This is a genomic window from Mesorhizobium sp. M3A.F.Ca.ET.175.01.1.1 (assembly GCF_004791945.1).
Taxonomy (GTDB): Bacteria; Pseudomonadota; Alphaproteobacteria; order Rhizobiales; family Rhizobiaceae; genus Mesorhizobium.
This window is the reverse complement of sequence record NZ_SRTP01000005.1, coordinates 387,508-413,365: the sequence shown is the minus strand read 5'-3', so window position 1 is coordinate 413,365 and position 25,858 is coordinate 387,508. Positions and strand designations below refer to the sequence as shown.

Below are 25,858 nucleotides of genomic sequence, written 5' to 3'. Positions count from 1 at the left end.
AAAAACAAACTATATCCGCGCCGATGCGACCGCGCCGAAATGCACGTCGCCGGCCGCGATCGTCAGAACAGATCCGTCCTCGTCGCGGATCACGAAACGGCAGTCCTCGTCAATGGTTTCAAAGACGCCGCGCACCACATTGCCGTCAATTCTGACAGCAACCTCACCGCCAAGGCCGGCCGCGCGCGCCAACCAGCGCTTCCTGATGGCCGTGAGTCCACGCCCGTCATCCCACAGCCTGGCATTCTCGCTCCACGCATCCGAAAGCGCCAGGAACAGCGTCTCGGCATCGCAATCGGCACCCAATGCCTGAAGCGATGTCGCCGGATAGGGCAGTCCCTCGGGATAGGCCACGACATTGACGCCGATGCCGACCGCGACCGCGAAACGGCCACCGTCCAGCATCGCCGATTCCAGCAGAATGCCGGCCAGCTTGGCGCCGGAGGCGAGCACGTCATTGGGCCATTTCAGCTCGAAGCGATTGCGTCCTTCGCTGCCGCCGTCGACAGCAACGGCGATCCGGCCTTGCGGGACGACGGCATCGAGCGCATCGGCAAGCGCAAGCCCGGCGACGAAACCGAGCGTCGCGGCGAGCGGCAATTCGCCGCCGGGGACCAGCAGCAATGTCGCCGCCAGATTGCCTTCCGGAGTGGCCCAGGCACGGCCGCGCCGGCCGCGGCCGCTTTCCTGCTTCTTCGATACGACCCAGAGCTTGCCGGGGTCGCCGGCGCGCGCATGTTCCAGCGCCAGCGCGTTGGTCGAGCCGACGCTGTCATGGGCCGCGAGCCGGAACCCCTCCGACGCCGCGGTTGGAGCCAGCCGAAATGCCATCCCGTCAGAAGAATGTCTTTGCGGCGGCTTCGGCCATCCCGCTGATCGAACCCCCGATCCAGGGCAGGATATAGAAAACCATGAAGGCGCCGCTGACGCCGAGCACGAGGCGCAACTCGCTTGCCATCGGCACAAAGCCGCCGACCGGCTCGTCGAACCACATGATCTTGATGATGCGCAGATAATAGTAGGCGCCAACCACCGAAGCCAACACGCCGATGATCGCCAGCGCATAGAGATGGGCGTTGATGGCGGCGAGGAACACGTACCATTTCCCCCAGAAGCCGGCGAGCGGCGGAATGCCGGCCAGCGAGAACATCATGATGGTGAGGATGGTGGCCATGACCGGGTTGGTCGAGATAAGGCCGGCCAGATCGCCGATCTGCTCGACATTGCCTTCCTTGCGCCGCATGGCGAGGATGAAGGCAAAGGTGCCGAGCGTCATCACCAGATAGATCAGCATGTAGATGGCGACGCCGCGCACGCCATCCTGGCTGTTGGCGGCAAGCCCGACCAGCGCATAGCCCATATGGCCGATCGAGGAATAAGCCATCAGCCGCTTGATGTTGGTCTGGCCGATGGCGGCAAAGGCGCCGAGCGCCATCGAAGCGATCGAAATGAAGACCACGATCTGCTGCCAGTCGGCGGCGATCGGCTTGAAGGCTCCCATGGTGACGCGCACGATCAGCGCCATCGCCGCCATCTTCGGCGCCGCCGCCAGGAAAGCAGTGATCGGCGTCGGCGCGCCTTCGTAGACGTCCGGCGTCCACATGTGGAAGGGCACGGCCGAAATCTTGAAGGCGAGGCCTGCGAGCACGAAGACCAGGCCGAAGACGAGGCCGAGCTGGCGCTCGCCGCCGCCCAGTGCTGTCGCGATCTCCTGGAAGCCGGTGTTACCGGTATAGCCGTAGACCAGCGATATGCCGTAGAGCAGCATGCCCGACGACAGCGCGCCGAGGACGAAATACTTCAGGCCCGCCTCGGTCGAGCGGATATTGTCGCGGTTGATCGCTGCCAGCACATAGATCGCCAGCGACTGCAGCTCGAGGCCGAGATAGAGCCCGATCATGCCGTTGGCCGAGATCATCAGCATCATGCCGAGCGTGCAGAGCACGATCAGCACCGGATATTCGAACTTGTCGAAATGCTCCTGCCTGGCGAAGCGCATCGACATGACCAGCGTCACCGCCGAGCCGATCAGCGCCAGCATCTTCATGAAGCGGCTGAAGGAATCCTGGACGAACGCGTTGCCATAGGCGGCCCCCTGGCCAGCGGAGAAGGCCAGCCACAAGCCGGCGACGACAAGCACGGCGACCGCGAGCCCGGTCACCGTCATGGTGTTGTTGGAGCGCGAATAGGCGCCCACCATCAGAAGGGCCAGCGCGCCGATGGCAAGGATCAGTTCCGGGGTCGAGAGCGAAAGGCTGGAGAGAAGGTCCGGCGTCATGGTATTTCCCCAGTCAGTTCGCCGCCGCGGTCTGCGCGGAATTGATGGATGCGGTGACGTTGGTGACGAGCGCTTTTACCGACTGCGTCGTGGCGTCGAACACCGGCGCCGGATAGACGCCGAAAAAGATGACCAGCGCCACCAGCGGGTAGATGATGACCTTCTCGCGCGCCGACAGGTCGAGCAGGTTCTTCAGGCTTTCCTTGGTCAGCGCGCCGAAGATGACGCGGCGGTAGAGCCAGAGCGCATAGGCGGCCGACAGGATGACGCCGGTTGCCGCGAAGAACGCCACCCAGGTGTTGACCCGGAACACGCCGAGCATGGTCAGGAACTCGCCGACGAAGCCGCTGGTGCCCGGCAGGCCGACATTGGCCATGGTGAAGATCATGAACACTGTGGCGTATTTCGGCATGTTGTTGACCAGCCCGCCATAAGCGTCGATTTCGCGCGTGTGCATCCGGTCGTAGATGACGCCGACGCACAGGAACAGCGCGCCGGAGACGAGGCCGTGGCTGAGCATCTGATAGATCGCGCCCTGCACGCCTTCCTGGTTCATCGCGAAGATGCCCATGGTGACGAAGCCCATATGGGCGACCGACGAATAGGCGATCAGCTTCTTCATGTCCTCCTGCATCAGCGCCACCAGCGAAGTGTAGATGATGGCCACCACCGAAAGCGTGAAGATCAGCGGCGCGAACATTTCCGAGGCGATCGGGAACATCGGCAGCGAGAAGCGCAGGAAGCCGTATCCGCCCATTTTCAGGAGGATGGCTGCCAGGATGACCGAGCCCGCCGTCGGCGCCTCCACGTGGGCGTCGGGCAGCCAGGTGTGCACCGGCCACATCGGCATCTTCACCGCGAAGGAGGCGAAGAAGGCGAGCCACAGCCAGGTCTGCATGTTGGCCGGGAAATTGTGCGTGAGCAGCGTGGTGATGTCGGTCGTGCCGGACTGGAAGAACATCGCCATGATGGCGAGCAGCATCAGCACCGAGCCGGCGAGCGTGTAGAGGAAGAACTTGAACGAGGCATAGACTCGCCGCTTGCCGCCCCAGACGCCGATGATGATGAACATCGGGATCAGGCCCGCCTCGAAGAAGACGTAGAACAGCACGATGTCGAGCGCGCAGAACACGCCGATCATCAGCGTCTCGAGGATCAGGAAGGCGATCATGTAAGCCTTCACGCGCTTCTCGATCGCCTCCCAGGAGGCGAGGATGCAGAGCGGCATCAGGAACGTCGTCAGGATCACGAACAGCATCGAGATGCCGTCGACGCCCATATGGTAGGAAATGCCCGAATCCAGCCAGGCGGATTTCTCGACGAACTGGAAGCCGGCCTGCGAATTGTCGAAGCCCTTCCAGATGAACAGCGAGACCACGAAGGTGAATGCCGTCGTGATGAAGGCGATGGCGCGGATGTTGCGGCGCGCGTTTTCACTGTCGTCGCTGATCGGCAGGATAAGCAGAACACCAACCAGCGGCAGGAAGGTGACCAGCGAGAGGATTGGCCAGTCGGTCATCAGAGCATCATCCAGGTGACGAGAGCGGCCACGCCGATCAGCATGGCGAAGGCGTAGTGATAGAGATAGCCGGTCTGCAGCTTGACGACCCGGTTGGTGACGTCGACGACGCGCGCCGAGATGCCGTCGGGGCCGAGCCCGTCGATGACGGCGCCGTCGCCGGTCTTCCACAGGAACCTGCCGAGGCGTTTCGCCGGCCGCACGAACAGGAAGTCGTAGAACTCGTCGAAGTACCACTTGTTGAGCAGGAAGCCGTAGAGCAGGCGGTGGTTGGCGGCGACGCTGCGGGGCAGTTCCGGCGAGCGGATATAGAACTTCCAGGCGATCGCGAAGCCGATGATCATGGCGACAAACGGTGCCAGTTCGACCCACAGCGGCAGTTCGTGCATCTCGTGCAGGATGTGGTTCTCCGGCAGCGTGAACAGCGATGCCTTCCAGAACTCGGCATAGGCCTCCCCGATGAAGGCGCCGTGGAAGATGATGCCGGCAAAGAGCGCGCCGGCCGCCAGTATGAACAGCGGCACCAGCATCACCGGCGGCGATTCATGGACATGGTGCATGACCTCGTGGCTGGCGCGCGGCTCGCCATGGAAGGTCATGAAGATCAGGCGCCACGAATAGAAGCTGGTGAAGCAGGCGGCGATCACCAGCAGCACGAAGGCAAGGCCGGCGACCGCGTTGTGGCTGGCAAAGGAAGCTTCGATGATCGCGTCCTTGGAGAAGAAGCCGGCAGTGCCGATCACCGTCGCCGGGATGCCGACGCCGGTCAGCGCCAGCGTGCCGATCACCATCATCCAGTAGGTTTTCGGGATAAGCGTCCTCAGCCCGCCCATCCTGCGCATGTCCTGCTCGTCGGAGACGGCGTGGATGACCGAACCCGAGCCGAGGAAGAGCAGCGCCTTGAAGAAGGCATGCGTGAACAGGTGGAAGATCGCCGCGCCATAGGCGCCGACGCCGAGCGCCACGAACATGTAGCCGAGCTGCGAGCAGGTCGAATAGGCGATGACGCGCTTGATGTCGTTCTGCACCAGGCCGACGGTCGCCGCGAAGAAGGCCGTGAAGGCGCCGATGAAGGTGACCACGGTCAGCGCCGAATGCGACAGCTCGAACAGCGGCGACAGCCTCGCCAGCATGAACACGCCGGCCGTCACCATGGTCGCGGCATGGATCAGCGCCGAGACCGGTGTCGGGCCCTCCATCGCGTCGGGGAGCCAGGTGTGCAGCGGCACCTGCGCCGACTTGCCCATGGCGCCCATGAACAGCAGCAGGCAGACGACCGTCAGCGCCGTGTGCTTGTCCAGCGCATGGCCGAGGAAGGTGAGCACGGCGGCTCCCTCCGGCGCGCCCTCTGCGGGAAGAAAGGATGCGGCATTGGCAAACACGGTGCCCAGATTGACCGAGCCGAACAGCACGAACACGCCGAAGATGCCGAGCGCGAAGCCGAAATCGCCGACGCGGTTGACGACGAAGGCCTTGATCGCGGCGGCGTTGGCGGAGGGCTTCTTGTACCAGAAGCCGATCAGCAGATAGGAGGCGAGGCCGACGCCTTCCCAGCCGAAGAACATCTGCACCAGATTGTCGGCCGTCACCAGCATCAGCATCGCGAAGGTGAACAGCGACAGATAGGCGAAGAAGCGCGGCCGGTTCGGGTCGTGGTGCATGTAACCGATCGAATAGATATGGACCAGCGCCGACACGGTGTTGACGACGACCAGCATCACCACGGTGAGCGTGTCGATCCTCAGCGCCCAGGCCACGTCGAGCCCGCCGGCCTGGATCCAGCGCAGCACCGGCACGGTGAACACCTCGCCATGGCCGTAGCCGACGGTGAAGAAGGCGATCCACGACAGTACCGCCGAGATCACCAGGAAACCGGAGGTGATGTATTCGGATGCCTTGGCGCCGAGCGAATTGCCGAACAGGCCGACAATCAGGAAGCCGAGCAGCGGAAGGAAGACGATGGCCTGGTACATGGTTGTTCCCGTCAACCCTTCATCTGGTTCACGTCTTCGACCGCGATCGAGCCGCGGTTGCGGAAGAAGACGACAAGAATGGCAAGCCCGATCGCGGCCTCAGCCGCGGCGACGGTCAGCACGAACAGCGCGAACACCTGTCCGACAAGGTCATGCAGCGCTGCCGAGAAAGCGACGAAGTTGATGTTCACCGCAAGCAGGATCAGCTCGACCGACATCAGAATGACGATGATGTTGCGGCGGTTCAAAAAGATGCCGAACACGCCGAGCGTGAATAGGATCGCCGATACGGTGAGATAATGCGCGATGCCGACGACCATCTCAGATGCCCTCGCCCGACTTGACCTTGCGGATTTCCATGCCCGTCGCCGGCGTGCGTCCGACCTGGGCGGCGATCGACTGCCGCTTGACCCCTTCCTTGTGGCGCAGCGTCAGCACGATGGCGCCGATCATGGCGACCAAAAGCACGAGGCCGGCAATCTGGAAGTAATAGAGGTAGTCCGTGTAGAGGATATCGCCGAGCGCCGCCGTGTTGGAGCGCGCCGCGAGATCCGGCGTCTGCTTGGCGACCGTCGAGGCCAGCTGCGGCGCAAAGCTGTAGCCGCCGAGCACGACGATCAGTTCCGCCGCCAGGATCAGTCCGACCATCGCGCCGATCGGTGCATATTGCAGCGCGCCCTGCTTCATCTCTGCGAAGTCGACGTCGAGCATCATGACGACGAACAGGAACAGCACCATCACCGCGCCGACATAGACGACGAGCAGGATCATCGCCAGGAACTCGGCGCCGGTCAGCATGAACAGCCCTGCGGCGTTGAAGAAGGTGAGGATCAGGAACAGCACCGAATGCACGGGGTTGCGCGACGAAATGACCATGAAGGCCGACGCCACGGCGACAAAGGCGAAGAGGTAGAAGAAGGCCGCCTCTAGTCCACTCAGCATGGGTTCCCCCGGGGTTCAAATTCCGATTCCGTTCCGCCTCGGATCCGAAATCGCGTGTTCCTTAGACGGGCGACGTTGCGCCGTCCACTTTTCTTGTTCCTTCTCCCTGTTGACGGGGAGAAGTGCGCCAATCACCGATAGGGCGCATCCAGCGCGATGTTGCGCGCCAGTTCCCGCTCCCAGCGATCGCCGTTCGCGAGCAGCTTTTCCTTGTCATAGTAAAGCTCCTCGCGCGTCTCGGTCGCGAACTCGAAATTCGGACCCTCGACGATGGCGTCGACCGGGCAGGCTTCCTGGCAGAAGCCGCAATAGATGCACTTCACCATGTCGATGTCGTAGCGCACGGTGCGGCGCGTGCCGTCGTTGCGGCGCGGACCGGCCTCGATAGTGATCGCCTGCGCCGGGCAGATCGCTTCGCATAGCTTGCAGGCGATGCAGCGCTCCTCGCCGTTGGGATAGCGGCGCAGCGCATGCTCGCCACGGAATCGCGGGCTGATCGGCCCCTTCTCGTGCGGATAGTTGATCGTCTCCTTCGGCGCGAAGAACTGGCGCATCGACAGGAAGAAGGCGCTGACGAAATCCTTCAGCAGCAGCGCCTTTGCGGCTTGGCCAAGAGCGGACATCAGGCAAACCCCGTGATCTTGAGGAAGGCCGCGGTGGCGACCACCATGAATAGCGACAGCGGCAGGAACACCTTCCAGCCCAGCCGCATCAGCTGGTCGTAGCGGTAGCGCGGCACGAACGCCTTCACCATCGAGAACATGAAGAACATCAGGCAGACCTTGAGCACGAACCAGATCAGCCCCGGCACCCAGGTGAATGGGGCGAAGTCGAACGGCGGCAGCCAGCCGCCCAGGAAGAGGATGGTGGCCAAGGCGCACATCAGCACGACGGCGACGTATTCGCCGAGAAAGAAGAGCAGGAACGGCGTCGACGAATACTCGACCATGTGGCCGGCGACGAGTTCCGATTCCGCCTCCACCAGATCGAACGGCGGCCGGTTCGTCTCGGCCAGCGCCGAAATGAAAAACACGATGAACATCGGGAACAGCGACAGCCAGTGCCAGTCGAGGAAGGTGTTGGGCAGGCCTATCCGCGTTCCCAGACCATCCTGCTGCGACAGCACGATGTCGGAGAGATTGAGCGAGCCGACGCAGAGCAGCACGGTGACGATGACGAAGCCGATCGAGACCTCGTAGGAGACCATCTGCGCCGCCGAGCGCAACGCGCCGAGGAACGGATATTTGGAGTTGGAGGCCCAGCCCCCCATGATCACGCCATAGACCTCGAGCGAGGAGATGGCGAAGACATAGAGGATCCCAACATTGATGTTGGCGATCGCCCAGCCCTGGTTGACCGGAATGACGGCCCAGGCCGAAATCGCCAGCACCGCCGAGACCAGCGGTGCCAAGAGGAACACGCCCTTGTTGGCACCGGACGGGATCACCGGTTCCTTGAACACGAATTTCAACAGGTCGGCGAAGGCCTGCAGCGTGCCCCAGGGCCCGACGACGTTCGGGCCGCGGCGCAACTGCACCGCCGCCCAGATCTTGCGGTCGGCATAAAGTATATAGGCGACGAAGATCAGAAGAACGACGATCAGCACGACTGACTTCAACAGGATCAGCAGCGCCGGCAGCACGTAGAAGGAGAAGAAGGTGTCCATGCTTATTCCGCCGCCTGCTTGAAGCCGCTCTTGGCCAGCGCCGAGCATTCGGCCATCACGGCCGATGCCCGCGCGATCGGGTTGGTCAGATAGAAGTCCTTCACCGACGAGGTGAAGCTGCCCTTGTTCAATCGGCCGCCGAGCTTCGCCACCCTGGCGACGTCCTCCCCGCTGCCGGCAAGCACCTGGTCGATGCGGGCGAGATGGGGGTATTCGCCATAGAGCTTGGCGCGTAGCTGCGCCAGCGAATCGAACGGCAGCTTCTTGCCGAGCACGTCCGACAGTGCTCGCAAGATCGCCCAATCCTCGCGCGCTTCGCCGGGCGCGAAGCCGGCGCGGTTGGTCTGCTGCACGCGGCCCTCGGTATTGACGTAGGTGCCGGACTTTTCGGTGTAGGCAGCCGCCGGCAGGATGACATTGGCGCGGTGCGCGCCGGCATCGCCGTGCGTGCCGATATAGACGACGAACGCCCCGCCGGTCTTGGCCATGTCGATCTCGTCGGCGCCAAGCAGGAACAAAAGGTCGGTCTCGCCGAGCATGCCCGCGACGCCTTTGCCGCCCTCGCCCGGCACGAAGCCGACATCGAGTGCGCCGACGCGAGCGGCTGCGTTGTGCAGCACCGCAAAGCCGTTCCAGTCGGCGGTGACGGCATTGACGGCTGCAGCGAGCTTTGCCGCCTGGCCGAGCACGGCCGCCCCGTCCGCACGCGCCAACGCGCCCTGACCGACGATGATCAGCGGATGCGCCGCCTGGTTCAGCACCTCGAAGAACTTACCGTTACCGGCGGCCAGATCCTTCAGCGACTCCGGACCGGCGCCGATAAGCTCATAGTCGTAGCGTGTGTCGCCGACCTCGCCGATGACGCCGACCGGCAGATTGCCGACGCGCCAGCGCTTGCGGATGCGGGCATTGAGCACCGAAGCCTCGAAGCGCGGATTGGCGCCGATGATCAGCACCGCGTCGGCCTGCTCGATGCCCTCGATCGTCGGATTGAAGATGTAGCTGGCGCGGCCGAGCGACGGATCGAGCGCGGCGCCGTCCTGGCGGCAATCGATGTTCCTCGAGCCGAGAGAGCCCATCAGAAGCTTGAGCGCGTAGATTTCCTCGACCGCCGCGAGATCGCCGGCAATGGCGCCGATCCGCTCCGGCGCCGTCTTCGACACCTCGTCCTTGACCGCCGCGAAGGCTTCCGCCCAGCTTGCCGGCACCAGCTTGCCGTTCTTGCGCACATAGGGACGGTCGAGGCGCTGCGTGCGCAGGCCGTCCCAGATGAAGCGGGTCTTGTCGGAAATCCACTCCTCATTCACCGCTTCGTTGACGCGCGGCAGGATGCGCATCACCTCGCGGCCCCTGGAATCGACGCGGATGGCGGAGCCGACGGCATCCATGACGTCGATCGATTCCGTCTTGGTCAGTTCCCACGGCCGCGCCTGGAAGGCGAACGGCTTGGAGGTCAGCGCGCCGACCGGGCAGAGGTCGATGACGTTGCCCTGCAGCTCCGACGTCATCGCCTGCTCGAGGTAGGTGGTGATCTCGGCGTCCTCGCCACGGCCGATCAGGCCGAGCTCGGAAATGCCGGCGACCTCGGTGGTGAAGCGGACGCAGCGCGTGCAGTGGATGCAGCGGTTCATCACCGTCTTCACCAGCGGGCCGATATACTTGTCTTCGACCGCGCGCTTGTTCTCGTGGTAGCGCGAGGAGTCGACGCCGAAGGCCATCGCCTGGTCCTGCAGGTCGCACTCGCCGCCCTGGTCGCAGATCGGGCAATCCAGCGGATGGTTGATCAGCAGGAATTCCATCACGCCTTCGCGGGCCTTCTTGACCATCGGCGTGTTGGTGAAGATTTCCGGCAGTTCGCCGTTGGGGCCGGGACGCAGGTCGCGCACGCCCATGGCGCAGGAGGCCTGCGGCTTGGGCGGACCGCCCTTCACCTCGATCAGGCACATGCGGCAGTTGCCGGCGATCGACAGCCGCTCGTGGAAGCAGAAGCGCGGCACTTCCGCGCCGGCGTCCTCGGCCGCCTGCAGCAGCGTGTAATGGTCGGGTACCGTTATCTCTTTCCCGTCGACCTTGAGCTTTGCCATTCGCCTCAAACCCTCGCGGATTTCCCGCAATCTCTCTTTCCGGACGCGACCGATGCCGCGCCCGGCATTTCATCTCACTGCTTCGCGGCCAGAGCCGCAGCTTGGCCAGTCCAGTCGTCGCGGCCAACGCGGCCGGCGAGCGACAGGTAGTCCTCGACCCAGGCGATCTCTGCCGCCGTCCAGGCGGCGATCTGGCCATAAGTCCAGATGCCGAGGCCGTTCAGCACCTTTTCCAGCTTTGGCCCGATGCCCGAGATCGCCTTCAGGTCAGAAGGCGTGGTGGGCTTCTCGATCGCGTTGGGCTGCTTGAAATCTTCCGGCATCAGGCCGGTCGCCGCCGCTTCCGCAACCGTGTCCGCGCCTGTCGCATCGAGCACCTTCTCGGTGGTGGTGCTTGCCACGATATCGGTCACGTCCCTGGCGAAAGTCTGCGCTTCTGCGATCAGCGTTTCGGTCGCCTTGCGTGCCTTGGACGAATGGGCGGCGGCTTCGCTCTGTGCCTTCAGATCGTCGAGGAACGGCTGCAGCATGCGCTGCGAGGCCTCGACCGCGCCGGAGACCGCGCCCATCCACATGCCGAAGGCGTGATTGGCCAGGCCGACGCCGAGTGCCGACACCGCTGCGGCGCCTGCAACGGGATGCGCGAAGAGATTGACGGCGCTCGCCATCTCCTTCGGCATCATTCTGGTCAGATCCTGGTTCATCTTCTCGAACTGGTTCAAATCGGGCATCAGTGAATAGGGTATCGAATAGGGCACCATAGACATCTCCTGGTCGTTTCCTCGTATGCCCCGTCCCTGCTTTCCGTCTCGGGCGATGCCCGTATTGCAAACTTCTACTCCGCCGCCACCATCACCGGCTCGACCCGGTGCGCGTTGCGTGAAAACTCGTCGATGCGGCGTTCCACTTCGCCGCGGAAATGCCGCATCAGGCCCTGGATCGGCCAGGCGGCCGCGTCGCCGAGAGCACAGATCGTGTGACCCTCGACCTGCTTGGTGACGTCGAGCAGCATGTCGATCTCGCGCTTCTGCGCTTCGCCGCGCACCAGCCGCTCCATCACCCGCCACATCCAGCCGGTGCCTTCGCGGCACGGCGTGCACTGCCCGCAGCTCTCATGCTTGTAGAAGTAGGAAAGCCTGGCGATCGCCTTCACGACGTCCGTCGATTTGTCCATGACGATGACGGCCGCGGTGCCGAGGCCGGACTTCAGGTCGCGCAGCGCGTCGAAATCCATCGGCGCGTCGATGATCTGCTCCGCCGGCACCAGCGGCACCGAAGCGCCGCCCGGAATGACCGCGAGCAGATTGTCCCAGCCGCCGCGGATACCGCCGCAATGCGTCTCGATCAGCTCGCGGAACGGGATCGACATCGCCTCTTCGAAAGTGCACGGATTGTTGACGTGGCCGGAGACGCAGAACAGCTTGGTACCGGAATTGTTCGGCCGGCCGAAGGACGAAAACCACGCCGCGCCGCGGCGCAGGATGGTCGGCGCGACGGCGATGGATTCGACATTGTTGACCGTTGTCGGGCAGCCATAGAGGCCGACATTGGCCGGGAACGGTGGCTTCAGCCGTGGCTGGCCCTTCTTGCCTTCGAGGCTTTCCAGCAGCGCCGTCTCCTCGCCGCAGATATAGGCGCCGGCGCCGTGATGCATGTAGACGTCGAAATCGTAGCCCGAGGTGTTGTTCTTGCCGATGAGCTTCGCCTCATAGGCCTCGTCGATGGCGCGTTGCAGCGCCTCACGCTCGCGGATGAACTCGCCGCGCACATAGATGTAGCAGGCGACCGCGCCCATGGCGAAACCGGCGACCAGCGCGCCCTCGACCAGCGTGTGGGGATCGTTGCGCAGAATGTCGCGGTCCTTGCAGGTGCCCGGCTCGGACTCGTCGGCATTGATGACGAGATAGCTCGGGCGCCCGTCGCTCTGCTTGGGCATGAACGACCATTTCAGGCCTGTCGGGAAGCCTGCACCGCCGCGGCCGCGCAAGCCGCTCGCCTTCATCTCGTTGATGATCCAGTCGCGCCCCTTGGCGATGAGTCCGGGCGTGTCGTCCCAGTGGCCGCGCGCCTGCGCTCCGGCCAACGACTTGTCGAACAGGCCGTAGATATTGGTGAAGATTCGGTCTTTGTCCTGGAGCATTGTTCGTCCCTCAGACCGGCTTTTTGCCGAAGACACGGATGTATTCGGCGACGCCGCCCTTGGCGAGCGCCTTGGCCTGCTTCACCCAATCGTCGCGCTCGATGCGGCCGCGGATATTGAGATAGCCGTCGACCCATTCGCGCTCGGCCTTTTTCCACGCAGCGACCTGAGCGAAAGTGTAGATGCCCACCGAATGCAGGACGCCCTCGATCTTCGGCCCGACGCCGGAGATCAGCTTGAGGTCGTCGACCGTTGCCGGCCGCGCGATGCCGGCGGGGCGATTCTTGTCGTCGAGCGACGGCTTTGCCGGCGCGGGCTGCTTGGCTTCCGGCGACTTGAACGCAGCAACCGGCTCTGCCTTGTTCTTCGGCCCGCTGCGCGGCTTCGAAACCGCCTCGACTTCCGGAGAAGCCTGGTTGGCATTGGCGGCGGAATGGCGCGGGGCCCTGACGCTCGCCGCCTTCTCCTCGGCCGGCGCGACCTTGACCGGCGACGGCGTGTTCAGCGCCGGGCTGGTTTCAGGCGCGTCTGTCTTCGGCTTGCCGGATTTCGATGGAGCGACCGGAGCCGCAGGGGCCTGTGAGATCACGGCCGCAGGCGCAATGGCAGGAGCTGCGGCTTTGGCTGCCTTTGCCGCAGCCTTCGATTCCTTCTCGCGGGTCGACTTCAGGATCGCCTTCTCGTTCTTCAGCGTCGTCAGGCCCGAGGCCGGTTCCGAGCCGGTGCGGCCGTTCTGCGGGCCAGGCGTGACCGAAGCGCCCTTGCCGCTTTCGTAGAGATCGATGATCTCGGCCAGCCGTTCCGGCGTCAGGTCCTCGAAGGTATCCTTGAAGATCATCACCATCGGCGCGTTGACGCAGGCGCCCAGGCATTCGACCTCCTCCCACGACAGCGTGCCCTTGTCGTTGGTGTGGAACTGGTCATGATGAATTTTCGACCGGCAGACATCCATCAGCGCTTCCGAGCCGCGCAGCATGCAGGGCGTGGTGCCGCAGACCTGGATATGGGCGCGGGTGCCGACCGGATTGAGCTGGTACTGCGTGTAAAAGGTCGCGACCTCGAGGCCGCGGATGCGCGGCATGCCGAGCATGTCGGAGATCGTCTCGATCGCCGCCTTCGTCACCCAGCCTTCCTGCTCCTGCGCGATCATCAGCAGCGGGATGATGGCCGACTGCTCGCGTCCCTTCGGATATTTGGCGATCCACTGCTGGGCCGCCGCCGCATTCGCCTCGTTGAAGGCAAAGGACGCTGGCTGGAGGCTGGCTTCTGCGAGACGGCGGACTGACATGATCTTCGCTTTATTGTTTCTGACTGATCCGAGTTAGTTGTAGGCGCGGTAGCATCGTTCAGACGGACTCAAAACGCACACGAACTCTTCCGGCCCGCGCTTCAAACGGACGTATTCATCATAGCGGTCGTATATCCAAGCGATCGGCTTGCAACGATAATAATCGGCATAAATCGAGGCGATGAGATTGTCATAGACGGCGCAGTTGTCTGCCGTAGGCGCCGTTCCGCCCACTAGAATACCCTCATCCATAAGCGGAACCTGCGTCTTCATGGCCCGCACTGTAAGCAAATCGCCTTCGGCAACTAGCTTGAAACCTTCATTGAGAAGATCAGCTGACGTGAGGCCACTTTCGGGCCCAGCAAGCGACGCGTCGGCCGAAACAGCAAAAAATGCTGCAGCCAGAAACGCCTTGGGTGCCCGAGTTGCCCCCACCATCACCGATCGACCTCACCAAACACGATGTCGAGGGATCCAAGCACGGCGGTGACGTCGGCCAGCATGTGGCCGCGGCACAGAAAATCCATGGCCTGCAAATGCGCGAAGCCGGGCGCGCGCAGCTTGCAGCGATAGGGTTTGTTGGTGCCGTCGGAGACGAGATAGACGCCGAACTCGCCCTTCGGCGCTTCGACCGCCGCATAGACCTCGCCGGCCGGCACGCGGTAACCCTCGGTGTAGAGCTTGAAGTGATGGATCAGCGCTTCCATGGAGCGCTTCATCGCCGCGCGCTTCGGCGGCACCACCTTGCCGTCGAGATTGGACACGGGGCCAGTGCTTTCCTTGCCGAGCAGCAGATCGATGCACTGGCGCATGATCTTCGCCGACTGGCGCATCTCTTCCATGCGCACGAGGTAGCGGTCGTAGCAATCGCCGTTCTTGCCGATCGGGATGTCGAAATCCATCTCGGAATAGCATTCATAGGGCTGTGACTTGCGCAGGTCCCAGGCCGCGCCCGAGCCGCGCACCATCACGCCCGAGAAACCCCAGGCCCAGGCATCCGCCAGCGAGACCGTGCCGATATCGACATTGCGCTGCTTGAAGATGCGGTTGGGCGTGAGCAGCGCGTCGAGGTCATCGATCGACTTCAGGAACGGGTCGATCCACTTGCCGATGTCCTCGATCAGCTGCGGCGGCAGATCCTGGTGAACGCCGCCCGGCCGGAAATAGGCCGCATGCATGCGCGAACCGGAGGCGCGCTCGTAGAAGACCATCAGCTTCTCGCGCTCGACGAAGCCCCACAGCGGCGGAGTCAGCGCGCCGACGTCCATCGCCTGCGTCGTCACATTGAGGATGTGCGACATGATGCGGCCGATTTCGGAATAGAGAACGCGGATCAACTGCCCGCGCTTCGGCACCTCGATACCGAGCAGTCGCTCGGCGGCGAGCGCGAAGGCGTGCTCCTGGTTCATCGGCGCGCAATAATCAAGCCGGTCGAGGTAAGGCACGGCCTGCAGATAGGTCTTGGCCTCGATCAGCTTCTCGGTGCCGCGATGCAATAGCCCGATATGCGGATCGACGCGATCGACCACCTCGCCGTCCAGTTCCAGCACTAGGCGCAAAACGCCATGTGCCGCAGGATGCTGCGGACCGAAGTTGATGTTGAAGTTGCGGACGGAGGTTTCAGCCATGGATCGCCCTTGGCGAATAGTGAATGGTGAATGGTGAATGGTGAACGGTCATTCGCGCTCTCCATCGAGCGACCGCACGAACGAGACCAAGCGTTTGCCGAGTCTGGTATATCCCGGCTCCATAGTTGCGACCTGCTCCTTGGACAACAGTCCAACGCGTCCGCAGAGCATGGTATGCGTTTCCAGTTCCTTCAACGAGCCTTGCGCTATGCGAAGGAATTGGATGAATGGCCGGCGCTGTGCGCGACCGAAACCTTCCGCAATGTTCGCCGGAATAGAAGCTGCACATCGCCGCATCTGGGCCGCTAATCCGAACATTTCCTCGCGCGGAAACCCACGCGTCAATGCGTAAACGGACTCGGCGATATCCATCGCCTCCTGCCAGACGATGAGATCGCGATAGTCGCGTATCTTTTCCGGCGTCTCGTCCATTCACCATTCACTATTCACCATTTACTCACTGTTTCGCCTTCTCATCGCCCGGAAGAACGTAATCCGTTCCCTCCCATGGGCTCAAAAAGTCGAAGTTTCTAAATTCCTGCTTCAATTCCACCGGCTCGTAGATGACCCGCTTGGCTTCGTCGTCGTAGCGCACCTCGACGAAGCCGGTCAGCGGGAAATCCTTGCGTAGCGGGTGACCCTCGAACCCGTAATCGGTGAGGATGCGGCGCAGGTCCGGATGGCCGGAGAAGAGTACGCCGTAGAGGTCGTAGGTCTCGCGCTCAAACCAGTCGGCGCCGGGATAGACGGCGGTCAGTGACGGCACCAACGTCTCCTCGTCGGCCTGCACCTTGAGACGAATGCGGACATTCTGCTTCGGCGACAACAGGTGATAGACGACGTCGAAGCGCCTGTCCCGCGACGGATAATCGGCGCCGCTGATGTCGATGAACGAGACGAACTGGCAGCGCGGATCGTCGCGCAGGAAGGTCGCAACCTCGATCAGATTGCCGGGCTCGACGGAAACGGTCAGCTCGCCATAGGCTAGCACCGCATCGCCGATGCGGCCGGTGAGCTTCTCGCCGAGATAGGTGGAGAGTTCGTTCAACGCCAGGGTCATCGGCTCACCGTTCGATCGTGCCGGTGCGGCGGATCTTCTTCTGCAGCAGAAGAATGCCGTAAAGCAGCGCCTCCGCGCTCGGCGGGCAGCCGGGCACATAGATGTCGACCGGCACGATGCGGTCGCAGCCTCGCACCACCGAATAGGAATAATGGTAGTAGCCGCCGCCATTGGCGCAGGAGCCCATCGAGATGACGTAGCGCGGCTCCGGCATCTGGTCGTAGACCTTGCGCAGCGCCGGCGCCATCTTGTTAGTCAGCGTGCCGGCGACGATCATGATGTCGGACTGGCGCGGGGACGCGCGCGGCGCGACGCCGAACCTCTCCGAGTCATAGCGCGGCATCGAGGTGTGGATCATCTCGACCGCGCAGCAGGCGAGACCGAAGGTCATGAACATCAGCGAGCCGCTGCGCGCCCAGGTGATCAGCGCCTCGGTGGAGGTGACGAGAAAACCCTTGTCGGCCAGCTCATTGTTGATTTCGAGGAAGAAGGGATCGTCCTCCCCCACCGGCCTGCCGGTGTTGGGATCGATGATGCCCTTGGGCTTCGGCGCGACGAGGGTGCCTGAACTCTCGTTCAATCCCATTCCAGCGCTCCTTTTTTCCATTCATAGGCAAAGCCGATGGTGAGCACCACCAGGAACACCATCATCGACCAGAAGCCGAGCATGCCGAGCTTGGCGAAGGACACCGCCCAGGGGAACAGGAAGGCCACCTCGAGATCGAAGATGATGAACAGGATCGACACCAGGTAGAAGCGGATGTCGAATTTCATGCGGGCATCGTCGAACGAGTTGAACCCGCACTCATAGGCGGAAAGCTTTTCCGGATCGGGATTGCGGTAGGCCACCAGAAACGGCGCGATGATCAGCGCCAGCCCAACGACCAGCGCCACGCCGATGAACAGCACAATAGGAAGATATGAACTTAGAAGTGCGCTCATGAGCGGATTTCCGTTGGCGGGCAATTCACTTGATTACAGCAACACACCCTATTGCGGAAGCGTGACAGATTAACCGCTGAACCGTTTTAGGGGGCCCTTGCTGCAACGCGGCGAGGGTTAGCGCAGCGTATCCGGCGAAGCAAGTCAAACCTTGCTCAAAACGCGGCCCTTGGCGCCATATCGGAAGAAACTGAACCGATCGGCTCCTGTTTGATTTCCTTCGTTTTTTACTCCACTTTTCTCTCCTGACACATCTGCCGCCATTTGGCTGCTAGCATGGTAGGAATCACCGGCCGGAAATCCGGGTAGAAGGGATCAGGGGCAAGGCACCTGGATGAAGGAACAAGTCTCGCTCGCCACGGCCAGGCGCGTCGCGCTCAGCGCCCAGGGCTTCAACGATGCGCGACCGGCCGGCACGCCGGATCGCCGGCACCTCGCCCGCGTGCTTTCCCGGACCGGCCTGCTCCAGATCGATTCCGTCAGCGCCGTTGTCCGAGCCCACTATATGCCGCTCTATTCGCGCCTCGGTCCCTATCCGCTTTCGCTGCTCGACAACGCTGCGCTCAATCGCAGGCGCACCGTTTTCGAATATTGGGCGCATGAAGCGTCCTTCCTGCCGGTCGAGACTTATCCGCTGATGCGCTGGCGCATGCAGCGTGCCGAGCGCGGCGAGGAAATGTATCTCGGCCTTGCCAAATGGGGTCGTGAGCGCAAGCAGATGATCGACGAGATCTACAGGCAGGTCGCCGACCGAGGACCGATCGCCGCCTCCGACATCGAGGGCCACAAGGGCAATGGCGGCTGGTGGGGATGGAGCGAGGCCAAGCACGCCTTCGAATGGCTGTTCTGGGCCGGCCGCATCACCACCGCCTACCGGCGCGGCTTCGAACGCTATTACGACCTGCCGGAGCGTGTTCTGCCGCAGGCTGTCCTCGACCTGCCTGTGCCTTCGGTTGAGGACGCCCATCGCGAATTGCTGCGCATTTCCGCCCGCGCCCATGGCATCGCCACCTATGGCGATCTGCGCGATTATTTCCGCCTGGCGCCGGGCGACACGAAGGACCGCATCGAGGAACTGGTCGAGATGGGCGAACTGCTGCCGATGAAAGTGGAAGGATGGGACAAGACCGCCTATCTCCACAAAGACGCCCGCTTTCCGCGCCGCATCGACGCGCGCGCCCTGCTTGCGCCCTTCGACCCCGTCGTCTTCGAACGCACGCGCACCGAAAAGCTGTTCGGCTTTCGCTACCGCATCGAGATCTACACGCCGGCCGAAAAGCGCCAGTACGGCTACTACGTGCTGCCCTTCCTGCTCGGCGACCGCATCGTGGCGCGTGTCGATCTGAGAGCCGACCGTCCGGCCGGCGTCTTGCGCGTCCACGCTGCTTATGCCGAACCCGGCGCACCGCCCGAGACGGCCGCCCAGCTCTTCGACGAGTTGAAGCAGATGCAGGGCTGGCTTGGCCTCGACAGCATCGAAATAACGCCGGCCGGTGACCTCGGCCCGGCGCTGGCCGACATCGCGGTGTCGTAGCCGCGCGTTGACAGGCCGGTACCTCTAAGCCTAAATCCGCCGCAGACGGTCTTCTCCCGGCAAAGGGAGGAGCCAAGAGGGAATGCGGTGCGGGCTTACAAAATCCCAAATCCGCGGCTGTCCCCGCAACTGTAAGCGACGAGCCTCGGCCGAACACCACTGGGCATTCCCGGGAAGGCGGCATCGAGGCGATGACACGCGAGCCAGGAGACCTGCCGTCTGAGACTTTACGTATCCGAACGCCCGGCGGGTTTTCCGGGCAAGGAGCCTGGTTTTGGATCGCAACGGCAGTTTTCCGGCCAATATCGCGGACTTTGCGTCCGAACCTGACGACGCCTTGGCAGGCGTCACCGTCATCGTCTGCTCGTCCTGCCGCGACGAGACCGGATCGGATGCGCATCCGCGCGCCGGCGCCCAGTTGGCCGAAGACGCGCGCCGTGCCGCATCGGGCGAAAGAGTCCGCATTCGAACGGTCGAATGCCTCGGCAACTGCAAGCGCCGTCTGAGCGCAGCACTTTTGCGCGACGGTTGCTGGAGCTACGTCTTCGGCGACCTCGACACGACCAGCGGCACCGATCTCGTCACCGGAGCAAAACTTTTCGCCACCTCGACCGATGGCCTCATCCCGTGGCGCGGCAGGCCCGATTCCCTCAAGCGCGGTCTGGTTGCCCGCCTCCCTCCCCTCGACCTCCTGAAGGACTGACCTATGGACGCCCCTAATTCGCCCAATCTTTCCCGTGTTCCCTGCACCGTCGTCACCGGCTTTCTCGGCGCCGGCAAGACGACGCTGATCCGCAACCTGCTTGAAAATGCCAAGGGCAAGCGGCTGGCGATCATCGTCAACGAGTTCGGCGATGTCGGCATCGACGGCGAGATCCTGAAAGGCTGCGGCGTCGATACCTGCCCGGAGGAAAACATCGTCGAACTGGCCAATGGCTGCATTTGCTGCACCGTCGCCGACGACTTCGTGCCGGCGCTCGACCAGATCCTGTCGCGCACGCCGAAGGTCGACCACATCCTGATTGAGACCTCCGGCCTGGCCTTGCCGAAGCCGCTGGTCCAGGCTTTTCAGTGGCCGAGCGTGAAGAGCCGCGTCACCGTCGACGGCGTCGTAGCCGTGGTCGACGGTCCGGCGCTGGCCGACGGCCGCGTCGCTTCCGACATGGATGCCCTGCAGGCGCAACGTGCCGCCGACGATTCGCTCGACCATGATGATCCGGTCGAGGAGGTGTTCGAGGACCAGATCGCCTGCGCCGACCTGATCATCCTGTCGAAGAGCGATTTGATGGACGCGGCCGGCTCGGAGCGCGCCAACGCGGTCATCGGCGAGCACGTGGCGCGCGCGGTCAAGGTCGTTCCGACCGCACAGGGCAAGGTCGACCCGTCGGTGCTGCTCGGCCTTGGCCTCGCCGTCGAAGACGACATCGAGAACCGCAAGACGCATCACGATGACGAGCTCGATCACGAGCACGACGATTTCGATTCCTTCGTCATCGATATCCCGTCGATCGCCAATCCGGATGAGCTTGCAAAGCGCGTCGCCGTTGCCGCCGAGCAGGAAAACGTGCTGCGCGTCAAAGGTTTCGTCGAGGTCGGCGGCAAGCCGATGCGGCTGCTGCTGCAGGCCGTTGGCCCGCGCGTCAACCATTATTACGACCGCGCCTGGACGGCGGAAGACGACCGCCGTTCGCGGCTGGTCGTCATCGGCCTCAAGGGGCTGAACCGCCCGGCGATCGAGCGTATCCTCGCCGGCTGAGGCCGATACGAAAGCCCGACACGACAAGCAATGCATATCCTCATCACGACATCCGCTTCGCTCGACGACCTCGCCGAGCCGATCGACCTCAGGCAGACGCCTGCGGATGTCGTGGCGCTGTCCTTCACCGACAGCGACCTCGCCGGTCTGGCTGCCGCCTGGAAGGGGAATGCGGAACACCTTCCGTCGATGCGGCTCGCGGCTTTGCGCGACCTCCGCCATCCAATGTCAGTCGATTTGTGGATCGACAGCGTCGCGCGTCATGCCAAGGTCGTTCTCGTCCGCATCGTCGGCGGCTATGACTGGTGGCGTTACGGCTGTGACCAGCTTGCGGCGGTGGCGCGCGACCGCGGCATAAAACTGGCGCTGCTGCCCGGCGAAAGCCATGACGAGGACCTGCGGCTGATCGAAGGCTCGACCTTGCCGCGTGCCGAACTCGACGCCCTGCTCGGCTATTTCCGCGAAGGCGGCCCGGCCAATATGGCGACGCTGGTTCAGAGATTGGCGCGGCTTGCCGGATCGGATGCGGCGGTTGCTGAGCCGGTCAGCGTGCCGAAGGCTGGATTTTACGAGCCGGAACGCGGCGTGGTCCCCCTCCCCCTTGAGAGGGAGGGAAATGCTGCCCCGATCATCCCCATCCTCTTCTACCGCTCGATGCTGCTTGCGGCCGACGTCGCGCCGATCGACGCGTTGGCCGAAGCTTTGCGGGCGCAAGGCATGACGCCCGTACCGATCTTTGTATCCAGCCTCAAGGATCCGACGTCTTTGGGCTTCGTCGAAACCGCCCTCGCCTCGCTGAACCCCGCAGCCATGGTCACTGCCACCGCCTTCGCCTCCGGCGCCGAGCCCGGTGCCGAAACCCTGTTCGACCGCGCCGCCGTGCCGGTGTTCCAGGTCATCGTCGCCACGACCAAGCGCGAGGTGTGGGAGCAAAACCAGCGCGGCCTGGCGCCCGCCGATCTCGCCATGCATGTCGTGCTGCCCGAGTTGGACGGCCGCATCCTGGCCGGCGCGATCTCGTTCAAGGGCGAGATCGAAGCCGACCCGGCGCTCGCCTTTCGAGCTTTCGCCAACCGGCCGGAAACGGATCGCGTGGCGCAGGTCGCGGCTCGCATCGGCGCCTTTGTCCGACTGCAGCGGACCGCGCGGGCGAGGCGCAAACTGGCCATCCTGATTCCGGATTATCCAAGCGCGCCAGGACGCACGGGGTACGCCGTCGGCTTGGATGTTCCGTCGAGCGTGCTCGCCATGCTGCATGACCTGAAGGAACAGGGCTATACGGTTGACAGGATTCCGCAATCGCCGCGTGGGTTGGTGGATGCGCTGAGGGTTGGTGGGCAGGGTCTTGCCTTGGAGGATTACCTCGCTCTGTCGGCAGAGCTTCCCGAAGCTTCGCGCGATGCGGTTGAGGCAGCTTGGGGAGGAGCTAAGCACGAAGCTCACGTCAATGCGCCCCCCTCTGTCCTGCCGGACATCTCACCCTCAAGGGGGGAGATTGAGCTGTCATCACAGCTTTCGCCAATCATCAGCGCTGCTGGGATCGCGCAGACGACAGAACTGCCAATCTCCCCCCTTGAGGGGGAGATGTCCGGCAGGACAGAGGGGGGTGTTCAAGCGCCGACCTCGACACACTTCCCCTTCCGCGCCGCGATCTTCGGCAACATCACGGTGGCGCTCGCCCCCGACCGCGGCCGCTCGGCCGACCGCCGCGCCGACTACCACGACCCAACTCTCCCCCCGCGTCATGACCTGATCGCTTTCGGCCTTTGGCTGCAAAAATCGCTCGGCGTGCACGCCATCATCCATGTCGGCGCGCATGGCACGCTCGAATGGCTGCCGGGCAAGACGGTCGCCCTCTCCGGCACCTGCTTCCCCGAGATCGTCACCGGGTCGCTGCCGGTCATCTATCCCTTCATCGTCTCCAATCCCGGCGAGGCGGCGCAGGCCAAGCGCCGGATTTCGGCCATCACGCTCGGCCATCTGCCACCGCCGCTGACCGGCGCCGGTCTCGACGAGGCGCAGCAGCGGCTCGAGCGGCTGGTCGACGAATACGCCCAGGCCGACGGACTCGACCGCCGCCGCCGCGATCGGCTGGCCAGGCTTATCGTCGAGACCGCGCAAAAATCCGGTCTGGCCGCCGAAGCGGGCGTTGGCGGCACCGATGCGCCGGACGAAGCGCTGCGCCGCATCGACGCCTGGCTCTGCGACCTCAAGGATTTCGCCATCAAGGACGGGCTGCACATCTATGGCCGCGCGCCGGAGGATGAACCCGATACCCTGCGGAGGCAAAGCGCGGAGGCCGAAAAGGCAGCCCTGCTCGCCGCGCTCGACGGCCGCCACATCAAGGCAGGGCCGGCCGGCGCGCCGGCGCGCGGCCGCTCCGACGTGCTGCCCACCGGCCGCAACCTCTTCACCGCCGACCCGCGCACCATGCCGACGCCGACCGCCTATGACCTCGGACAGGCGGCGGCGGAGGAAGTCGTGCGCAGCTACATGCAGAGCCATGGCGACTGGCCGCGCGCGCTGGTCATCGACCTCTGGGGCTCGGCCTCGCTGCGCACCGGCGGCGAGGAGATCGCCCAAGGCCTGGCTTTGATGGGCTGCCGGCCGCAATGGGATGCCGCCACCGGCCGCGTCACCGGCATCGAAGTGCTGCCGCCGGCGGCACTTGGCCGCCCGCGCATCGACGTCACCTGGCGCATTTCGGGCCTCTTCCGCGACATGTTCCCGACCCAGATCGCGCTGATCGACGCCGCCGCCCATGCGGTTGCCGGCCGCGATGAAGACGATTCCGAAAATCCCCTCGCCGCCGCGGCGCGCGCCGAGGGGAAAGTCAGCCCGCGCATTTTCGGCACCTCGCCCGGCACCTATGGCGCCGGTATCGAGGATCTGCTGTCGCGCGGCGAATGGGGTGCGCGCGAGGAGATCGGCCGCGCCTATCTTGAGGCCACATCGCACGCCTATGGCGGCGCTGACGGGGAAGCGATTTCCGCGCCCGGCGCCTTCGAGGGCCGCATTGCCGAAGCCGACCTTCTCGTCCACACCGGCGACGACCCGGGCCGCGATATCCTCGAAGGCTCGGCCGATGTCGCGTTCATCGGCGGGTTTTCTGCAGCACTGGCCGCGCTCGGCCGCAATGCCGACGTCATCGTGCTCGACACCACCGATCCGAAGAAGCCGAAACCGCGTTCGGTTGGCGAAGCGGTATCCCGCGTGGTGCGGGCGCGTGCCGTCAATCCGCGCTTCATTGCCGGCCAGATGCGTCACGGCCCGCGCGGAGCCTCGGAATTCGCTGAGACCGTCGATCGTCTCGTCGGCTTTGCCGAGACCACACATGCCATTTCCGCTGCGTTGATCGAAGCGGTGCATGACGCTTATGTGGGTGACCCGGAGGTTCGCGCCTTCCTCCTGCGCGAGAACCCGGCCGCCGCGAAAGTCATCGCGGAGCGGTTCCTGGCCGCGCGGCGGCGCGGCCTCTGGCATCCGCTCCGCAACTCCATCGACGACGATCTCGCCGCCTTGATCGCAGAGGCCCAGGCAAGCGGGGTGGCGGCATGAACGCCTTCTCGCGCCGCGGCGCCTGCCCTGCCTTGAGCGCGCCCATGCGAACCGGCGACGGATTGCTGGTGCGGCTCAATCCGGTCGCTGGAGGACTTGCCCTCAAGGCACTGATCGGACTCTGCGAATCCGCCCTGCGCCATGGCAACGGCATCATGGAGGTGACCGCGCGCGGCAGCCTGCAGATCCGCGGTCTGACGGCGGACAGCGCGCAGCTGCTGGCGGCCGAAGTGGATGCGCTGGGGATCGAGGTGCGGAGCGGCGTGCCGGTGGAGATCGGGCCGTTGGCCGGCATCGACCCGCAGGAGATCGCGGACCCGCGTCCGCTGGCGGATCGGATCAGGATTGCCATCCAAGAGGCCGGGCTGACGGCACGGCTGGGGCCGAAGGTGTCGGTGGTTGTCGACGGCGGTGGGCAGTTGGCCATGGATGCGGTGACTGCCGACGTAAGGCTGACTGCGGTGCGGACTGCAAGCGGCACCCAATGGAGCATGTCGGTTGCCGGCGACGCGCGCAGCGCAAGGCCGCTCACGATGGTCGATACGGACGGTGCACGCGATATCACCGTTGCGGCACTTCGGATGGTCGCTGAAAGAGGCCGCGAGGCGCATACGCGGGATTTGACGGAGCGGCAGTTGGCCTCCCTCGCAGGCTGGCATTCCTTCGCGCCCCCCTCTGTCCTGCCGGACATCTCCCCCACATGGGGGGAGATTGAGCTGTCGCCGCCGGTTTCGCTAATCGCAAACGCTGCGTCAACTTCGGACAAAAGAGGAGTGCCGGCGGCAGAGCTGCCAATCTCCCCCCTTGCGGGGGAGATGTCCGGGAGGACAGAGGGGGGTGTGAAGGAGCGCCAGCCTATAAGACGCCCCATTGGCACCTTCGATCTTGCGGATAGCCACGCCCTCGGCTTCGGCCTGCCCTTCGGCAGCATGCCGGCGCAAAATCTCATGGATCTCGCCGTTCAGGCTTCGGATCTCGGCACCACCGAAATCCGCTTTGCCCCAGGCCGCGCTCTGCTTTTCCTCGGCCTCACCGCATCCGCCTGCCCTGCCCTGCAAGCCTCAGCCGCCGCCCTCGGCTTCGTCACCAAGGCCGCCGATCCGCGCACCCGCATCGCCGCCTGCCCCGGAGCGCCCGCCTGCACTTCCGGCCGCATCGCCACCCGCGCCATCGCTGAAACGATCGCAACGGAGAGCCCCGACCTCTTCGATGCCTCGCTCACCCTTCACATTTCCGGCTGCGCCAAGGGCTGCGCCCATCCCGGCCCGGCAGTGCTGGCCCTGGTCGGCGACGAAAACGGAGCCGGACTTGTCGTGGACGGGACGGCAAAGGCCCTTCCTGCCGGATACAGGCCGGGCTATGACGCCGCGCGCGGGATCGCCGGCATTGCGGCGGCAACCCGTGGCGAACGACATCAAGGCGAGACCACCGCTGCCTGCCTGAGAAGGCTTGGCGCGGCCGGGGTCGCCGAACTCTATCGACGGAACTGA

Annotated in this window: 23 protein-coding genes and 1 riboswitch; of the genes, 5 read left to right on the top strand and 18 right to left on the bottom strand. The window is 64.1% G+C overall.

What is annotated here, in order from left to right; all coding sequences use genetic code 11:
- Window positions 1–9: 9 nt before the first annotated feature.
- From EN818_RS15725 to EN818_RS15640, 18 genes are all read right to left on the bottom strand, one after another.
- Complete coding sequence (locus tag EN818_RS15725) at window positions 10–831, bottom strand: biotin--[acetyl-CoA-carboxylase] ligase (RefSeq protein ID WP_095809411.1); 822 nt, start codon at window positions 829–831, stop codon at window positions 10–12.
- A 4-nt stretch (window positions 832–835) separates the two neighbouring features.
- A complete protein-coding gene (gene nuoN / locus EN818_RS15720; protein WP_095809412.1) occupies window positions 836–2,278 on the bottom strand; it encodes an NADH-quinone oxidoreductase subunit NuoN in 1,443 nt (480 codons plus the stop codon).
- A 13-nt stretch (window positions 2,279–2,291) separates the two neighbouring features.
- Complete coding sequence (locus EN818_RS15715) at window positions 2,292–3,797, bottom strand: NADH-quinone oxidoreductase subunit M (RefSeq protein ID WP_095809413.1); 1,506 nt, start codon at window positions 3,795–3,797, stop codon at window positions 2,292–2,294.
- Complete coding sequence (gene nuoL / locus EN818_RS15710) at window positions 3,797–5,770, bottom strand: NADH-quinone oxidoreductase subunit L (RefSeq protein WP_095809414.1); 1,974 nt, start codon at window positions 5,768–5,770, stop codon at window positions 3,797–3,799. The genes EN818_RS15715 and nuoL overlap by 1 nt, the downstream gene beginning before the upstream one ends.
- Window positions 5,771–5,781: 11 nt before the next feature.
- Complete coding sequence (gene nuoK, locus EN818_RS15705) at window positions 5,782–6,090, bottom strand: NADH-quinone oxidoreductase subunit NuoK (RefSeq protein ID WP_095809415.1); 309 nt, start codon at window positions 6,088–6,090, stop codon at window positions 5,782–5,784.
- Window position 6,091: 1 nt separating this feature from the next.
- On the bottom strand, window positions 6,092–6,712 hold the full coding sequence (locus EN818_RS15700; protein ID WP_095809416.1) for an NADH-quinone oxidoreductase subunit J: 621 nt from the start codon (window positions 6,710–6,712) through the stop codon (window positions 6,092–6,094).
- Window positions 6,713–6,843: 131 nt separating this feature from the next.
- A complete protein-coding gene (gene nuoI / locus EN818_RS15695; RefSeq protein ID WP_095809417.1) occupies window positions 6,844–7,335 on the bottom strand; it encodes an NADH-quinone oxidoreductase subunit NuoI in 492 nt (163 codons plus the stop codon).
- The gene (gene nuoH, locus EN818_RS15690; protein ID WP_095809418.1) at window positions 7,335–8,378 is read right to left on the bottom strand and encodes an NADH-quinone oxidoreductase subunit NuoH; all 1,044 of its coding nucleotides are present in this window, start codon (window positions 8,376–8,378) and stop codon (window positions 7,335–7,337) included. The genes nuoI and nuoH overlap by 1 nt, the downstream gene beginning before the upstream one ends.
- A gap of 2 nt (window positions 8,379–8,380) precedes the next feature.
- Window positions 8,381–10,462, bottom strand: coding sequence for an NADH-quinone oxidoreductase subunit NuoG (nuoG, locus tag EN818_RS15685; protein WP_095809419.1), 2,082 nt, complete (start codon window positions 10,460–10,462; stop codon window positions 8,381–8,383).
- A 74-nt stretch (window positions 10,463–10,536) separates the two neighbouring features.
- Window positions 10,537–11,223: an NADH-ubiquinone dehydrogenase gene (locus tag EN818_RS15680; RefSeq protein ID WP_095809420.1), complete on the bottom strand. Its 687-nt coding sequence runs from the start codon at window positions 11,221–11,223 to the stop codon at window positions 10,537–10,539.
- A 74-nt stretch (window positions 11,224–11,297) separates the two neighbouring features.
- On the bottom strand, window positions 11,298–12,602 hold the full coding sequence (gene nuoF, locus EN818_RS15675; protein WP_095809421.1) for an NADH-quinone oxidoreductase subunit NuoF: 1,305 nt from the start codon (window positions 12,600–12,602) through the stop codon (window positions 11,298–11,300).
- Between the two features lie 10 nt (window positions 12,603–12,612).
- A complete protein-coding gene (locus tag EN818_RS15670) occupies window positions 12,613–13,890 on the bottom strand; it encodes an NADH-quinone oxidoreductase subunit E (RefSeq protein ID WP_095809422.1) in 1,278 nt (425 codons plus the stop codon).
- Window positions 13,891–13,923: 33 nt separating this feature from the next.
- On the bottom strand, window positions 13,924–14,328 hold the full coding sequence (locus EN818_RS15665; RefSeq protein ID WP_095809423.1) for a hypothetical protein: 405 nt from the start codon (window positions 14,326–14,328) through the stop codon (window positions 13,924–13,926).
- Window positions 14,328–15,518 carry an NADH-quinone oxidoreductase subunit D gene (locus tag EN818_RS15660; protein WP_095809424.1) on the bottom strand — a complete coding sequence of 397 codons (1,191 nt, stop codon included), beginning with the start codon at window positions 15,516–15,518 and terminating at the stop codon, window positions 14,328–14,330. Before EN818_RS15660 ends, EN818_RS15665 begins: the two co-directional genes overlap by 1 nt.
- 48 nt (window positions 15,519–15,566) lie before the next feature.
- The gene (locus tag EN818_RS15655; protein WP_095809425.1) at window positions 15,567–15,950 is read right to left on the bottom strand and encodes a four helix bundle protein; all 384 of its coding nucleotides are present in this window, start codon (window positions 15,948–15,950) and stop codon (window positions 15,567–15,569) included.
- A gap of 25 nt (window positions 15,951–15,975) precedes the next feature.
- Complete coding sequence (locus EN818_RS15650) at window positions 15,976–16,578, bottom strand: NADH-quinone oxidoreductase subunit C (RefSeq protein ID WP_095809426.1); 603 nt, start codon at window positions 16,576–16,578, stop codon at window positions 15,976–15,978.
- 4 nt (window positions 16,579–16,582) lie between these two features.
- The gene (locus EN818_RS15645) at window positions 16,583–17,164 is read right to left on the bottom strand and encodes an NADH-quinone oxidoreductase subunit B (protein WP_095809427.1); all 582 of its coding nucleotides are present in this window, start codon (window positions 17,162–17,164) and stop codon (window positions 16,583–16,585) included.
- Window positions 17,155–17,520 carry an NADH-quinone oxidoreductase subunit A gene (locus tag EN818_RS15640; RefSeq protein WP_095809428.1) on the bottom strand — a complete coding sequence of 122 codons (366 nt, stop codon included), beginning with the start codon at window positions 17,518–17,520 and terminating at the stop codon, window positions 17,155–17,157. Before EN818_RS15640 ends, EN818_RS15645 begins: the two co-directional genes overlap by 10 nt.
- Before the next feature lie 334 nt (window positions 17,521–17,854).
- On the opposite strand from EN818_RS15640, the gene EN818_RS15635 reads away from it, so the two are divergent.
- From EN818_RS15635 to cobG, 5 genes are all read left to right on the top strand, one after another.
- Complete coding sequence (locus EN818_RS15635) at window positions 17,855–19,054, top strand: winged helix-turn-helix domain-containing protein (protein WP_095809429.1); 1,200 nt, start codon at window positions 17,855–17,857, stop codon at window positions 19,052–19,054.
- A 29-nt stretch (window positions 19,055–19,083) separates the two neighbouring features.
- Window positions 19,084–19,289, top strand: a riboswitch (cobalamin riboswitch).
- A gap of 39 nt (window positions 19,290–19,328) precedes the next feature.
- Window positions 19,329–19,757, top strand: coding sequence for a DUF1636 family protein (locus EN818_RS15630; RefSeq protein WP_095809430.1), 429 nt, complete (start codon window positions 19,329–19,331; stop codon window positions 19,755–19,757).
- Window positions 19,758–19,760: 3 nt separating this feature from the next.
- A complete protein-coding gene (gene cobW / locus EN818_RS15625) occupies window positions 19,761–20,810 on the top strand; it encodes a cobalamin biosynthesis protein CobW (RefSeq protein WP_095809431.1) in 1,050 nt (349 codons plus the stop codon).
- A 30-nt stretch (window positions 20,811–20,840) separates the two neighbouring features.
- A complete protein-coding gene (gene cobN, locus EN818_RS15620) occupies window positions 20,841–24,368 on the top strand; it encodes a cobaltochelatase subunit CobN (protein ID WP_135904776.1) in 3,528 nt (1,175 codons plus the stop codon).
- The gene (gene cobG / locus EN818_RS15615; RefSeq protein WP_095809433.1) at window positions 24,365–25,858 is read left to right on the top strand and encodes a precorrin-3B synthase; all 1,494 of its coding nucleotides are present in this window, start codon (window positions 24,365–24,367) and stop codon (window positions 25,856–25,858) included. Before cobN ends, cobG begins: the two co-directional genes overlap by 4 nt.